This is a genomic window from uncultured Tateyamaria sp. (assembly GCF_947503705.1).
Classification (GTDB): Bacteria; Pseudomonadota; Alphaproteobacteria; order Rhodobacterales; family Rhodobacteraceae; genus Tateyamaria.
In genome coordinates this window covers 330,078-342,790 of the sequence record NZ_CANNES010000001.1, presented here as the reverse complement: position 1 = coordinate 342,790, position 12,713 = coordinate 330,078, and the positions used below count along the sequence as shown (strand labels likewise).

Below are 12,713 nucleotides of genomic sequence, written 5' to 3'. Positions count from 1 at the left end.
TTTTGCGATCAAGCTGTACGCTAGGCCACACTGGCTGCCATCTCGCCTTCCAGGAACGCTTCGGCGCTGTCGACCTCTTCCAGCTTTTTGCCTTTGATCCACCAGAACCGGTTGCCGACATTGCGTAGAAAACTGCGGTCGTGGCTGACCAGAAGGCAAGAGGTTTCATGGGCGATCAGCTCATCCTCCAACGCCTCTTGGCCGTCGATATCGAGGTGGTTCGTGGGTTCGTCCAGCAGGTAAAAGTTCGGATTCTTGAGGCGCAGGATCAGCATCGCAAGTCGCGCCTTTTGCCCGCCAGACAGCGCGCTGACCCGCGTGTCCTGCATCTGGATGTTCACGCCTGCGCCTGCCAACACGCCCCGCGCCCGCTGGTCCCCAATGTCGAATTGTTCGGCCACACAGCGCATGGGTGTCATGGCCTCAGGCAACTGGCTGAGATGCTGGTCGGAATAGGCGGGTACGACGGAAGGGGCGCATTTAACCGGGCTGTTGTCACCCGCCAAGGCCCGTTGCACCAACTTGACCAGTTGCGTCTTGCCCGTACCGTTGGCGCCAAGCAAAACGACCCGGTCGCCGGGCGAAATCCACTTCTTCCCCGTGTCGTAAAGCGCCCGACCGTCGGGCGTTTCCACCACCACATTGTCCAGCGTGATTAGGGCCTTGGCGTGGGTGCCGCTGTTGACCAGCTTAATGTCGCCCGCACTGTGTTCGCGGTGGGCGGGGCGGGCCGCCGCCTCTAGCCGTTCAGCGCGGTCGATCAGCTGTTTGGTCTTGGTCAACAGCAGGTCAGAGCCGGAATTGATCCCCACATTCTTGAGCTTGGCCGCCTGTTTGCGCATCCGCTTGGCCTTGTTATGGTCATTGGCAAAGCGGCGCGCGTCGGCCTCATCCGCCTGTTCAAGGGCGATGCGGGCGGGGGTGAAGGGCACGGCAAACACCTGTGACCGCTCGGGGCGCAGAAACAGCGTGCGGTTGGTTGTGGCATCCAGGAACGCACGGTCATGAGACGTCATGATCACCGGCACATCGCGGGGCAGGGCGGCGAGCCAATCCTGCAAGAGCGCAATACGGTGCAGGTCGAGGTGGTTTGTCGGTTCGTCCAGCAGCAGCACGTCGGGCTCAGTGATCCAGGCAGCGGCGAGCATGGCAGTCCGTTGCCAGCCGCCGCTGAGTTCTGCGAGAGGTTTTTGTTGCAACTCATAGGGCACGTTCAGGTCGCCCAGCACCACGTCGACCCGCCAGCTTTCGTAGTCGGCCTCGTCCTGTGGCAGGGCCGCCAGCACATGATCATAGAGGGTTCGGGTCAGTGCATCCTCGGGCACGTATTGTTCGACATAGCCGACGCGCGTGCCCCGCGCCCGGGTGATGTCACCTGTGGTCGGCTCGGCCTGTCCCGCGATGCAAGCCAAAAACGTTGTCTTGCCCCGGCCATTGGCAGCCACCAGCCCGATCCTGTCCCCGGCGGAGACGGTTAGGTTGAGGTCAGTGAAAAGCGGGTCGCTGAGCGTAACGCCCAAGCCATTGATGTTGAGAAGCGCCATGATGATCTGATGTCCAAAATATTGAATGCCGCAGCGCGGCTTGGGGCAGACCTGAGTTGTGGTTCATGGCCGGCCCTGCAAACGAGTTTACAGGGCGAAACGGGGACCATGCTGAAGTCGGCGGATTATACGCATGTTCAGCTTGTGCCCTCCTGTTGTTCGATGTGACCGGATATAGCCGATGTTAGCGCTGGTTTTCTGTGCGCGCAATGTGGCCTGTACGGGAAACCATTGCGCGAGCTTCACGTCATATATACGGGGGGCCAAATTCTGTCTCGTTTGCATGAGGGTGCGCGATGTCTGAAACACTTGGGTCTGATGTGCGGATGTTGGAACGCCCCAATTGGGTGTATTTGCTACGCGAGTTTGATGCGCTTTATCGCTATGGGTCGGCGGGGGGCAGCCCCTCGATCCGGTCCCATCGCAAGCGGGTGCGTGATCGTTTGTCGGCAGCCATGGCCAAGAACCCGGTGATCTTGCCCCGCAGTCGCGAGGACAAGCCGGTGGTTGCCCATTTTGCCCGCGCTCTTGATCTGGGGGAACGCGGCGCAATGCAGGGGATGGCCCGTGCCCTGCGCGAGGTGCGTGACGATCTGACTTGGGAATATGGCTATGAAAAGCTGTCCAAGGCTCTGGCCCAACGTTATGCCTATTGCGAGGTTTTGGGACCACAGGGGCCAGTGCACTGCGAAACGTTGATCCTGGGCTTTGTCTTGTTTGCCCCGAATACCACTTATCCCCAACACAGCCATAGCGAGATCGAAGAGAGCTATATTTCGATTTCGGGCGCGTGGTCCGAGAATAACGAGGCGGTGTTTGCGCCTGGGTCGCTTATTCTGAACCGGTCAGGACACGAGCATCGGATCACCACCGGCGATCGGGAGCCGTGCCTGTTGGCCTATGCTTGGACCGGGCCGGAAGAGCGATTGGCCAAGCCTGATATGAAGCTGACCTCGACCCGCAAGCGCGCCACCTAACCGCGCTTGTCGATGATCCGGACGGCTTTGCCCTGCGAGCGGGCGACGCCGCCCACTTCTGCCACGTCAACCTGAACGCTGATGCCGATGGATTGCTTGATCTGGCTGGCCAGTGTTTGGCCCGCGGCTGATTTGGCGTCAACGCTGAGGCTGCCATCGGCGGCCTCGCACAGTATCCGCATTTGATCCATACGGTCTGGTTTGGTCAGCTCGATCTGAAAATGCGGGGCGAGGCCGGGGGTGGCCATCAGGCATTCCTCGATCTGGGTGGGGAAGACGTTGACGCCGCGCAGGATGATCATGTCGTCGCTGCGGCCTGTGACTTTTTCCATCCTGCGCATCGAGCGCGCGGTGCCCGGCAGCAGGCGCGTCAGGTCGCGGGTGCGGTAGCGGATGATGGGAAAGGCCTCTTTGGTCAGGGAGGTAAAGACCAGTTCGCCCTGTTCGCCGTCTGCGACGGGGGCACCGGTGTCGGGGTTGATGATTTCGGGGAAAAAGTGGTCCTCCCAGATGTGTAGACCATCCTTGGATTCCACGCATTCCATTGACACGCCGGGGCCCATGACTTCGGAAAGCCCATAGATATCAACGGCATGCATGTCGAACGCCTCTTCGATTTCGCGGCGCATGGCATTCGTCCAGGGTTCGGCCCCGAAAATGCCCACCTCCAGGCTACTGGCGCGCGGATCAAGCCCTTGGGCGTTGAACTCGTCGAGGATCGAGAGCGCGTAGGACGGCGTGACGGTGATCCCCTTTGGTTTGAAGTCCACGATCAGACGGACCTGACGCGGGGTCATACCGCCCGAGATCGGGACGGTCGTGAGTCCAAGCGCGTCGGCGCCCAGATGGACGCCGAGACCGCCGGTAAAAAGGCCGTAGCCATAGGCGTTGTGTAAGAGATCGCCGGGCTGCATTCCCGCAGCGCGGAGCGAGCGGGCAACGACATTGCCCCAGTTCTTAAGATCGGCCTCAGTGTAACCGACGACTGTGGGCTGGCCGGTGGTGCCAGAGGAGGCATGAATGCGGGCCACCTGATCGCGGGGCACAGCGAACATGCCGAACGGGTAGTTGTCGCGCAGATCCTGTTTGACTGTGAAAGGGAACTTGGCAAGATCGGCAAGTGACTTCAAGTCATCCGGATGCACACCCGCCGCGTCAAAGCTGGCCGTGTAATGCGGCACGTTTTTGTAGGCGTGAGCCAAGGACCATTTCAGGCGATCAAGCTGTAGCGCTTCGATCTCGTCCCGGCTTGCAATCTCGATCGGGTCGAGGGTGGTTGTGGCGGGTGTGAGATCTTTCATGTCGCGTCCTCGTCGAAATGCTGGCCTGTGATCGCGCGGGTGTGACCGCGAAACACGGCAATCTTGCGCCCACCTTCGCCCGTGACGGTCACGTCGTAAATCCCGGTGCGCCCCGCATGGGCGGTTTGGGTCGCAGTGGCGGACAGAACCTCACCGGGCTGACCCGGAGCGAGGTAGGTTATCTGGTTCATCTGCGCAACCATGAGTTGGTTATAGCTGTTGGAGGCGAAGGCCAGGGCGCTGTCGGCTATGGCAAAGATTATCCCGCCATGGCAGATGCCGTGCCCGTTCAGCATATCCGGGCGGACCGTCAGGGTGAGTGTCGCAGCACCCGGTCCAATATCCTCGATCTGCATTCCCAACGCCTTGCTGGCGGCGTCGTGCGCCCACATGGCAGCAGCGCTGCGCTCGGCCCGGTCCTGAGGGGTCATGATGTGCCTATATGTTTCCGATCTTGGCAATGCTGCACTCATTTTGTAACGCTTTCAAGCATCCTGTTGATCCCTCTTGAATTGTCGGTCAACGCGCGCAAGTCTATGCGCATGACGCTTCATACCCCTCCCCCTTCAAACAGTCGCGAAATGCCCAGCCCGCAGGTGGCCTTTCACCGGACCGAACTGTCGGTAATCCTATCGCTTTATGGGCGTATGGTGGCGGCGGGCGAATGGCGCGATTACGGAATTTCGTCCTTACGTGAAGTGGCGGTGTTCTCCGTATTTCGCCGAACGGCTGAAAATCCGCTGTACCGGATCGAGAAGCGTCCCAAGCTGCGCGGCAAGCAGGGGATGTATGCAGTGATTGGCATTGATGGTCAGATCCTGCGCCGCGGTCATGACCTGAAGACCGTGTTGCGCGTGTTGGAACGCAAGTTGATCCGCGCGGTGGATTGATCCAAAGGGCCGCTGGCGCGGACACTATCTATTTTTGCTGATGAGGGGTTTCACCCCTCAAACTCCCCATTTTTTGAAGGGGCTGTCTGCCCCCTCAAACGCCCCCGAGGATATTTTCGGCCAAAAGAAGGGGTCAGAGCCGTTTGTGGGCTGTGACCGGACCAGTGGTATCTGCAATTCTGGTGAGGGCTGGGACAATCGCTTCTTCGACCACGCGCATGTGGTGGGCGTTTGCGTGGATCATTGTGTTTTTGCTGGTGATCAGTGCCACATGCCCTTTCCAGAAAAGAAGGTCGCCGGGTTGGTAGTCCTGGTGTGCCACAGAGTGCCCGAGCCGTTCCTGCTGGTCGCTGTCGCCGGGGCAGGCGATATCTGCACTCAGCATAGCCGTCTGGATCAGACCGGAACAGTCAATCCCCGCGCGCGTATTTCCACCCCAGAGATAGGGTGTGTTCAGGAACAACCGCGCCGTTGTGATCGGGTCTTGGGGCTTGGTTGGCAGTTCTGAAAGCGCCTGTTTCGGAATGAAACCTTGGGCGGTTTCGATAAACTCCTGGTCGTCACTCAAGGCCGTGACTTTGCCACCAAAGCTGAGGCAGATCAGGTCGTGCGATTTGATCGAGGCATCGGCATAGCCATGGGTGGCGGCCGCAGTGATCTGATGGGTGACCTTTGTAGGCTCCGTCAGGCTGTCACTTGGGACATAGCCGACATAGCCGTCTTTTTCCGCCTGGACGTAGATGTGGTCGTCTCGTGACCCGAGGATTGTGACAGCGTCGCCCAACAGGAGTTGCCGGTCACGGGGACCGTTGGGGTGCCGCAGCAGGTCAACATCGGCCCATCCGATCTGTCCCGCCTTGCTGGTTTTGGCGATGGCAGGATCCGGTGTGACCCGTGCGTCCGTCATAGATCGAGCGCCTCTGGCAGGGCTGCGAGCAGTGCCCGTGTGCCCTGACCCACGCCCCCTTTGGCGCGTGCGGGTGCGTCGCTGGGTTGCCAACCATAGATGTCGAAATGCATGTATTTCGCCGTGTCGGTGACAAAGCGGCGCAAGAAGAGTGCCGCCGTGATCGAGCCTGCAAAGCCGCCTTTGGGGGCGTTGTCCAAATCGGCAATGCCCGGTTCGATCATTGCCTCATAAGGCGTGTGAAAGGGCATCCGCCAAACCGGGTCGGCGCTGGTTTTTGCGGCGGTTTCGAGGGCCGCGACCAAGTGGGTGTCATCGGTGTAGTAGGGCGCAAGATCGGGGCCCACTGCCACGCGTGCGGCCCCGGTGAGCGTGGCCATAGAAATGATGAGATCGGGCTGTTCCTCATCCGCCAGCGCCAGCGCGTCTGCCAGTACCAGCCGCCCTTCGGCATCGGTATTGTTGATCTCGATCGTAAGCCCCTTGCGGGAGGTGAGAATGTCGCCGGGCCGAAAAGCACTGCCTGCGACACTGTTTTCGACCGCCGGGATCAGGATGCGGAGTTGGAGTTGCAGCCCCATCGCCATGATCATGTGGGCGAGGCCGAGGACTGCCGCCGATCCTCCCATATCCTTCTTCATCAACCCCATGGAGGCACCAGGTTTGAGGTTGAGCCCGCCTGTGTCAAAGCAGACCCCTTTGCCGACAAGCGTCAATTTTGGGCCCGCATCGCCCCAGCGCATGTCGATAAGGCGCGGAGCGCGGTTGGCGGCGCGACCCACGGCGTGAATCATCGGGAGGTTCTGATCGAGGAGGTCATCACCGATGGTCACGCCGAACTGCGCGTTGAACGAAGTGGCAAGGTCGCGCGCGGCATCTTCCAGGTCGGGCGGGCCCATGTCTGAGGCGGGTGTGTTGATCAGTGTCCGTGTGAGCGCCTCGCCATTGGCGATGGCGGTAATGCGTTCCTTTTCAATACCTTCGGGCGCCAGCAGCTGCGCCTGCATGGCCGATTGGCTCTTGTAGCGATCAAAGCGGTAGCTGGCGAGAAGCCAACCGAGCGCTTCGTTTTCCAGTGTTTCGGTGCTCAGGTCGTGATGCAACACATATGCGCCAGCGGGCAGGCGATTGGCCGCGGCAGCCAGGTGGAATCGCCCCCGTGCACGCGCGGCTTCGGTGCCGTAACCCGCGGCGCACAGCGCGATTCCATTTGGGCCCGGACAGACCAGAACTTGCCCTAGACCGCCGGTGAATCCGTTGACTTTGGCCCAGTTTTGGGTCGCCTCATCCTGTGCCGCAATCCACTTGCTGGCGTTATCCTCGTCCAGCAGATGCAAAGGAATGGCGTCGGTTGGATCGGTGGCGAAGGACAGCGGCATTAGGGCACCTTTGAGATTTGGATGCCCGTGACCCTAGCCTGTTTGCCCGGTGCCGCAAGGCCCGTTGCCCTCTAGATCGTGATGTCTTGCAGATCCCAGATGGCGGTCAACGACCCCTCACCCGCGCGCATCAGGCGGCCCAGCGTGGCCCCCAGGGCAACGCGGTCGCCACAATCGATACAGACCATCACGTCAGCGGCCACCTTGGCCAAAAGGCCCATGCCGATCTGATCTGCAATGGCGATCAGGGAGCGTGCCGATTTGCGCAGCTCGTCCAAGTCGCCAGCCCGGTGCAACCTGTCGCAATGGGCCATGCGCAGGGCAAGCTCCTCCATCGCGCGGCAGACGACGTCTTCGGCCCCGGAATGGCCCATATCGGAATAAAGCGCCCCCAGCCGGTCATGATCGACTCGCACCGGTTCGGCCGGACGGATTTGTGTTACGGAATTCAACTGTCTCACCTCTGGTCACCCCAAGTCATTTGCCCCCACGGCCCGAACGTCTTGCCATGTAGACGGTTCTCAAATGGTTAGGGCCAAAGTGCCTTTTCTCTCGAATTTGGTTCGAATTGCCGTTAATCAGCCCAAACAAAAGGCCGAGGGACGTAAAATGCACAGGGTCAAACCGCTTCCGACATTTCTTTTGCAACGCTATCAGGGTTGGAAAGCGACGACCTATGCGGAAAACAGCGCGTGGTATCGCCGCCTTGCCAATGAAGGGCAGCGCCCGCGCGCGATGCTGATTTCGTGCTGTGACAGCCGGGTACAGGTAACGTCGATTTTCGGGGCGGATCAGGGCGAGTTTTTCATCCATCGCAACATCGCCAATCTTGTGCCGCCCTACGAGCCGGATGGCGACCACCATGGCACCTCGGCCGCCGTGGAATATGCGGTAACGGTTTTGAAGGTCGCCCATATTGTGGTTCTGGGTCACTCCAACTGTGGCGGTGTTCAGGGCTGTCTGGATATGTGCGAGGGCCGCGCGCCAGATCTTGAGGAAAAATCGAGCTTTGTGGGTCGCTGGATGGACATTTTGCGCCCGAAATACGCAGAAGTGCAGGACGTCGAGGACAAAGCTGCCCAGGTTCGACGGCTTGAGCAATTGGCTGTTGTCATCTCGATGGAAAACCTGATGACCTTTCCCTTTATCGAAAGCCGCGTAAACGACGGATCGCTGAGCGTGCATGGCCTCTGGCACGATATCTCAGAGGGCGGGATGAGCCAGTTCATGGGTAAAACACTCGACTTTCAGCCGGTTTGACCGGGTCTTTATCTAAAAGGGGTCCAGATGGATCAAATCCTTAGTCTGGCGGCGACGAACCTTTTGTCGCCCATAATCCTGAGCTTTGCGCTGGGCGTCGCGGCGGCGCTTGCGCGATCGGACCTGAACATTCCCGAGGCTGTGGCCAAGGGTATGTCGATCTATCTGTTGTTTGCCATCGGGTTCAAAGGCGGGGTGAGTGTGGCCGATCATGGGATTGATGCCACTTTGGCCTCGTCATTGGTGGCGGGTATCGTTCTGTCGGCGGCGTTGCCGAGTGTCGCCTTTGGCTTGTTGCAGGTGATGGGCAACCTCAGCCGCCTTGATGCGGCGGCGGTGGCGGCGCATTACGGCTCAATCTCTATCGTGACCTTTGTTGCGGCGACGTCTGTTCTGGAGAGCAGCGGGATCGCAGCCGAAGGGTACATGGTGGCCGTGGCCGCCGCGATGGAGGCACCGGCGATTCTGTCGGCCCTGTGGTTGATTTCGCGCGGCGGAGACAGCCGCCGGATGGACGGCGACCTGATGCGCGAGATCATGTTGAATGGGTCCATCGTCTTGCTCGTGGGCAGCTTTTTCATTGGCTGGATCACCGGGAATGACGGATTGGAACGCATCGAGGCCTTTATCGTGTCGCCGTTCCAAGGCGTTTTGTGCTTGTTCCTGTTGGATATGGGGCTGGTTGCCGGGCGCGGATTGCGCGGCGGATCGGGCGTTTTGAAGCCTGGCGTCCTCGCCTTTGGCGTGGTGATGCCGTTGGTCGGGGCAAGCGCGGGGCTTGCGACCGGATTGCTGTTGGGCGTCAGCACCGGGGGCGTGGCCCTTTTCATGGTGCTGTCGGCGTCGGCCAGCTATATCGCGGTGCCAGCGGCGATGCGGGTGGCCTTGCCAGAGGCGAACCCGTCGATTTACCTGACCTTGTCGCTGGGCGTGACATTCCCGTTTAACCTGACGCTGGGCATTCCGATTTACGTGTCGGTTGCCAGCGCCCTGACCGGAGGCTGAGGCCATGCAGACCCATCAAGCGAAACGTGTGGCGATCATCATCGAACTGGTGATGCAAAGCCGCCTGACCGACGCCATATCCGAAGCCGGCGTGACCGGTTGGACGGTGTTGCCGGTGCTGGGCGGTTCGGGCCGGTCCGGCGCCTGGAGCCGTGAGGGCCAGGTGACCCGTGCGGGCGGCATGGTGCAGGTGGTGTGCGTGATCCGGCCGGACCGCTTGGATACTCTTCTGGATGCGGCCTTTACCGTTGTGGATCGGCATATCGGCGTTGTGACTGTCAGCGATTGCGAGGTTTTGCGGGCGGAACGGTTTTAGGGATTGTCGAACGAAACGAGCGACATGACAGTTGCCCGCCATGCCGCTCACCACTCGTTACCTCACCCCGCTTGCGTGCCACGCACCTCGAACGCTTTTTACCCATTTGCACGCAAGCTTTGACCTATGCCGCAGTGCCCTGGCCCAATTTGACCGATCACGCAGCGAAGCTATGCAGAGCCGCCTTTGACCGATACCGGGCGCAGTGATGCGCTCGACTGATCGTTTCAAACGGTTTGAAATTGGCGTCCTGCCACGAAACGACGGGGCTTTGCCCCGCGTTTTTCTGTGCGCTTTTGCGGCACTTTATACCCAAGTTCGTCGGCAAAGAGCGCCGCGATTTCCTGGCGTGTGACACGTTCACGCCCCCAGGCGTTATCGTTTGTGTCACTTCCTTCTTCTGCACGGCAAACCGTGCGCACCCAACTCAACATCCCACTCACCTCATCGTCTGTCCGGCCCCCCGGCCGGTCGTTGATCCAACCCGGAGGATGGATATCGTCCGACCCCCCGGCCATTCGATGAGACAGGTATGACAGTGGCAAATTACTAATTTATTGCTGATTCCAGCGCAGTTTTCGAAAACGCGTTAACCATGGTTTTTTGCATTTCAAATCAGGGATTTAAGCGCGAAATTATCATCGTTAAAACTCTATCTATCGCGAAAATACTCCATTGTGCATGCTCGGGTCGCCACTCTGTTAACTGCACAGCAACCATGATTGGCCCGAAAAGAAAAAAGGGGGCCACGGTGGGCCCCCAATCGCGAATCTCTGGCTGTGTGCGTCAGCCCTTTTTCAGAACCCGATTGCCCAGCAGTTCTGCAATCTGCACGGCGTTCAGGGCCGCACCCTTGCGCAGGTTGTCCGACACGCACCAAAAGTTGAGGCCGTTGTCGATCGTGCTGTCTTGGCGGATGCGGCTGATGAACGTTGCGTAGTCGCCTACGCATTCGATAGGCGACACGTAACCACCGGGTTCGCGCTTGTCGATCACCATCACACCTGGCGCCTCGCGCAGGATGTCACGCGCCTCGTCCTCGTCCAGGAAATCTTCGAATTCGACATTGACCGCCTCGGAGTGGCCCACAAACACCGGAACCCGCACGCAGGTCGCTGTGACCTTGATCGAGGGGTCAACGATTTTCTTGGTCTCAACGACCATCTTCCACTCTTCCTTGGTCGAGCCGTCTTCCATGAAGACGTCGATTTGTGGAATCACGTTGAAGGCGATCTGTTTCTGGAACTTGTTCGGGGGCACGTCAGATGTCGGGTTATAGACCGCCTTGGTCTGGTCCCAAAGCTCGTCCATGCCCTCTTTGCCAGCACCCGAAACGGACTGGTACGTGCTGACCACAACCCGCTTGATCGTGGCGCGGTCGTGCAGCGGCTTGAGCGCCACAACCATCTGCGCGGTCGAGCAGTTGGGGTTGGCGATGATGTTTTTCTTGGCATAGCCTTCGATGGCGTCCGCGTTCACTTCGGGCACGATCAGCGGCACATCGGGGTCGTAGCGATACAGCGAGGAGTTATCGATCACCACGCAACCGGCTTTGGCCGCGATAGGCGCATACTTCTTTGTCGCGTCCGAGCCGATGGCAAACAATGCCATGTCCCAGCCCGTGAAATCGAAGGTGTCGAGGTCCTTCGTCGTGAGCGTCTTGTCACCGAACGACACTTCCGTGCCCAGCGAACGGCGGCTGGCCAGAACGGTCAGTTCGTCCACGGGAAACTGGCGCTCGGCCAGGATGTTCAGCATTTCGCGGCCCACGTTGCCAGTGGCACCTGCGACGACGACACGATACCCCATCATCTTCTCCTTTTTGGGTAGGTGAGGGGGCTTTATACCCAAAGCCTTGCGGGGGAAAGGGGCGTGTCAGGCGGTGCTGTCACGGCTGCGTGCATAGATGGCGAGGCCAAGCAAAAGGGCCACACCGAAAAAGCCGAAGATGGCGACATAGGGGACAGCGGTGTCACTACCCGCGCTGGCCGTGTGGATGCGGCCCGATGCGAATTGCATGACCCCTACGCCCCCGATTCCAAAGAGGTTCATCAGCGTCACGCCACGCCCGGTCAGGTGGGGTGGGAAAAAGCTGCGCGCGTGGGCGATGATGACCGGAAAGCTCGCGCCAAAAAAGCCGATGCCCACCATAAGGGCGATAGCAAGCGTCTGGCTGGCCCCGATCCAGAATGCGAGCGCCAGAGTTGCGCTGGCAGTGATCAGGTTGCCCCCAAAGACAATCCATTTGCGGGTCCCCAGAATCCGGTCGAGCGGACCATAGGCGAGGGTTCCAAGGATCATCGCGACGCTCATTACCAGAGTGGCAACCCCGATCTGGGCCGTCGTCATGGCGAACACATCGCTTAGGTATGGGCCGATCCATAATCCCCTGATCCCCGCAATGGGCGCATAGTTCACGAACATGATCGGAAAGATCACCCAGAGGGCGGGCATCTTGAGCAGATCGAACAGTGATCCCTTGGCCTCACCCTGCGGTTTGTCCGGGTCGCGGACGGTTATCAGGCAGCCCAAAGCCACCATCCCCGAAACAAAGGCTAGACCCCACATCGCGTTGCGCCAGCCGATCGTCTCGGCGGCAAAGGCCATGGGAAAGGAAGAGATCAGATTGCCCACAGTGCCGACACCGATCATCACGGCGGCCAGTGTGGCAAAACGGGTCGGGTTAAACTCGCGCGCGAATTTGTAGAAACTGGCCATCAGGACTGGCGAACAGCCGATCCCGATCAGGAGCATGGCCGCGTGGATATAGAGCGGACCTTGAGCCAAGGCGAACAGTGCCGAGCCCCCCGCCCCGCCGACCAGCAAGAGCCAACCAGACGTGCGACGTGGCCCGATGGTATCAAGCGCCCAGCCCACGGGGATCTGCATGGCCGCAAAGGACAGGAACCAAAGCCCCGAGGCGGTGGCCAATACGTCAGGTGCAATCCCAAGCTCTGCCTCAAGCGGGCCTGCAAGCACTGCTAGAAAAGCGCGAAAAAACTGGCTGAGCACATAGGCCAGCGCCAGCAAGATCAATCCGATTTGCATGAGGTCTCCATCCCTTGCCCTTGCGTCGCATGGGTGTGCCGGACGCGCAAGTGTGATTGCCGTACCCGCATGCCGTGCTAGGGTCG

At 59.9% G+C, this 12,713-nt stretch carries 13 protein-coding genes; 5 read left to right on the top strand and 8 right to left on the bottom strand.

The genetic code is table 11. The annotated features are described in order from the left end of the window. Nucleotides 1-20: 20 nt before the first annotated feature. A complete protein-coding gene (locus Q1A44_RS01680) occupies nt 21-1,544 on the bottom strand; it encodes an ABC-F family ATP-binding cassette domain-containing protein (protein ID WP_299618631.1) in 1,524 nt (507 codons plus the stop codon). A 296-nt stretch (nt 1,545-1,840) separates the two neighbouring features. Between Q1A44_RS01680 and Q1A44_RS01675 the strand changes: the two genes are divergently transcribed. Continuing rightward, complete coding sequence (locus Q1A44_RS01675; protein ID WP_299618628.1) at nt 1,841-2,521, top strand: dimethylsulfonioproprionate lyase family protein; 681 nt, start codon at nt 1,841-1,843, stop codon at nt 2,519-2,521. Here Q1A44_RS01675 and paaK read toward each other — a convergent pair. Both paaK and paaI read right to left on the bottom strand, forming a co-directional pair. Then, nucleotides 2,518-3,822 (bottom strand): phenylacetate--CoA ligase PaaK, encoded by a 1,305-nt coding sequence (gene paaK, locus Q1A44_RS01670; RefSeq protein WP_299618625.1) that lies wholly within the window; start codon nt 3,820-3,822, stop codon nt 2,518-2,520. The two genes, Q1A44_RS01675 and paaK, sit on opposite strands and share 4 nt — an antisense overlap. After that, nucleotides 3,819-4,253, bottom strand: coding sequence for a hydroxyphenylacetyl-CoA thioesterase PaaI (gene paaI, locus Q1A44_RS01665; protein ID WP_299618622.1), 435 nt, complete (start codon nt 4,251-4,253; stop codon nt 3,819-3,821). Before paaI ends, paaK begins: the two co-directional genes overlap by 4 nt. 111 nt (nt 4,254-4,364) lie before the next feature. On the opposite strand from paaI, the gene Q1A44_RS01660 reads away from it, so the two are divergent. Beyond that, nucleotides 4,365-4,712, top strand: coding sequence for a DUF2794 domain-containing protein (locus Q1A44_RS01660; protein ID WP_299618619.1), 348 nt, complete (start codon nt 4,365-4,367; stop codon nt 4,710-4,712). Nucleotides 4,713-4,845: 133 nt separating this feature from the next. Here the strand turns inward: Q1A44_RS01660 and Q1A44_RS01655 are convergent, their stop codons facing one another. From Q1A44_RS01655 to Q1A44_RS01645, 3 genes are all read right to left on the bottom strand, one after another. Then, nucleotides 4,846-5,619 (bottom strand): C40 family peptidase, encoded by a 774-nt coding sequence (locus Q1A44_RS01655; protein WP_299618616.1) that lies wholly within the window; start codon nt 5,617-5,619, stop codon nt 4,846-4,848. Then, entirely contained in the window at nt 5,616-6,998 is a 1,383-nt protein-coding gene (locus tag Q1A44_RS01650) for a M17 family metallopeptidase (protein WP_299618613.1), read from the bottom strand. Before Q1A44_RS01650 ends, Q1A44_RS01655 begins: the two co-directional genes overlap by 4 nt. A gap of 71 nt (nt 6,999-7,069) precedes the next feature. After that, entirely contained in the window at nt 7,070-7,450 is a 381-nt protein-coding gene (locus tag Q1A44_RS01645; protein WP_299618610.1) for a hypothetical protein, read from the bottom strand. Between the two features lie 157 nt (nt 7,451-7,607). Between Q1A44_RS01645 and Q1A44_RS01640 the strand changes: the two genes are divergently transcribed. The 3 genes from Q1A44_RS01640 to Q1A44_RS01630 are packed head-to-tail and all read left to right on the top strand — an operon-like array spanning nt 7,608 to nt 9,579. Beyond that, a complete protein-coding gene (locus Q1A44_RS01640; protein WP_299618607.1) occupies nt 7,608-8,258 on the top strand; it encodes a carbonic anhydrase in 651 nt (216 codons plus the stop codon). 27 nt (nt 8,259-8,285) lie between these two features. Then, entirely contained in the window at nt 8,286-9,263 is a 978-nt protein-coding gene (locus tag Q1A44_RS01635; RefSeq protein ID WP_299618604.1) for a sodium-dependent bicarbonate transport family permease, read from the top strand. Between the two features lie 4 nt (nt 9,264-9,267). Beyond that, nucleotides 9,268-9,579 (top strand): transcriptional regulator, encoded by a 312-nt coding sequence (locus Q1A44_RS01630; protein ID WP_299618601.1) that lies wholly within the window; start codon nt 9,268-9,270, stop codon nt 9,577-9,579. A 786-nt stretch (nt 9,580-10,365) separates the two neighbouring features. Here the strand turns inward: Q1A44_RS01630 and Q1A44_RS01625 are convergent. Then, the gene (locus Q1A44_RS01625) at nt 10,366-11,388 is read right to left on the bottom strand and encodes an aspartate-semialdehyde dehydrogenase (protein ID WP_299621312.1); all 1,023 of its coding nucleotides are present in this window, start codon (nt 11,386-11,388) and stop codon (nt 10,366-10,368) included. Between the two features lie 66 nt (nt 11,389-11,454). Next, entirely contained in the window at nt 11,455-12,627 is a 1,173-nt protein-coding gene (locus tag Q1A44_RS01620; protein ID WP_299618598.1) for an MFS transporter, read from the bottom strand. Between the last annotated feature and the right edge of the window lie 86 nt (nt 12,628-12,713).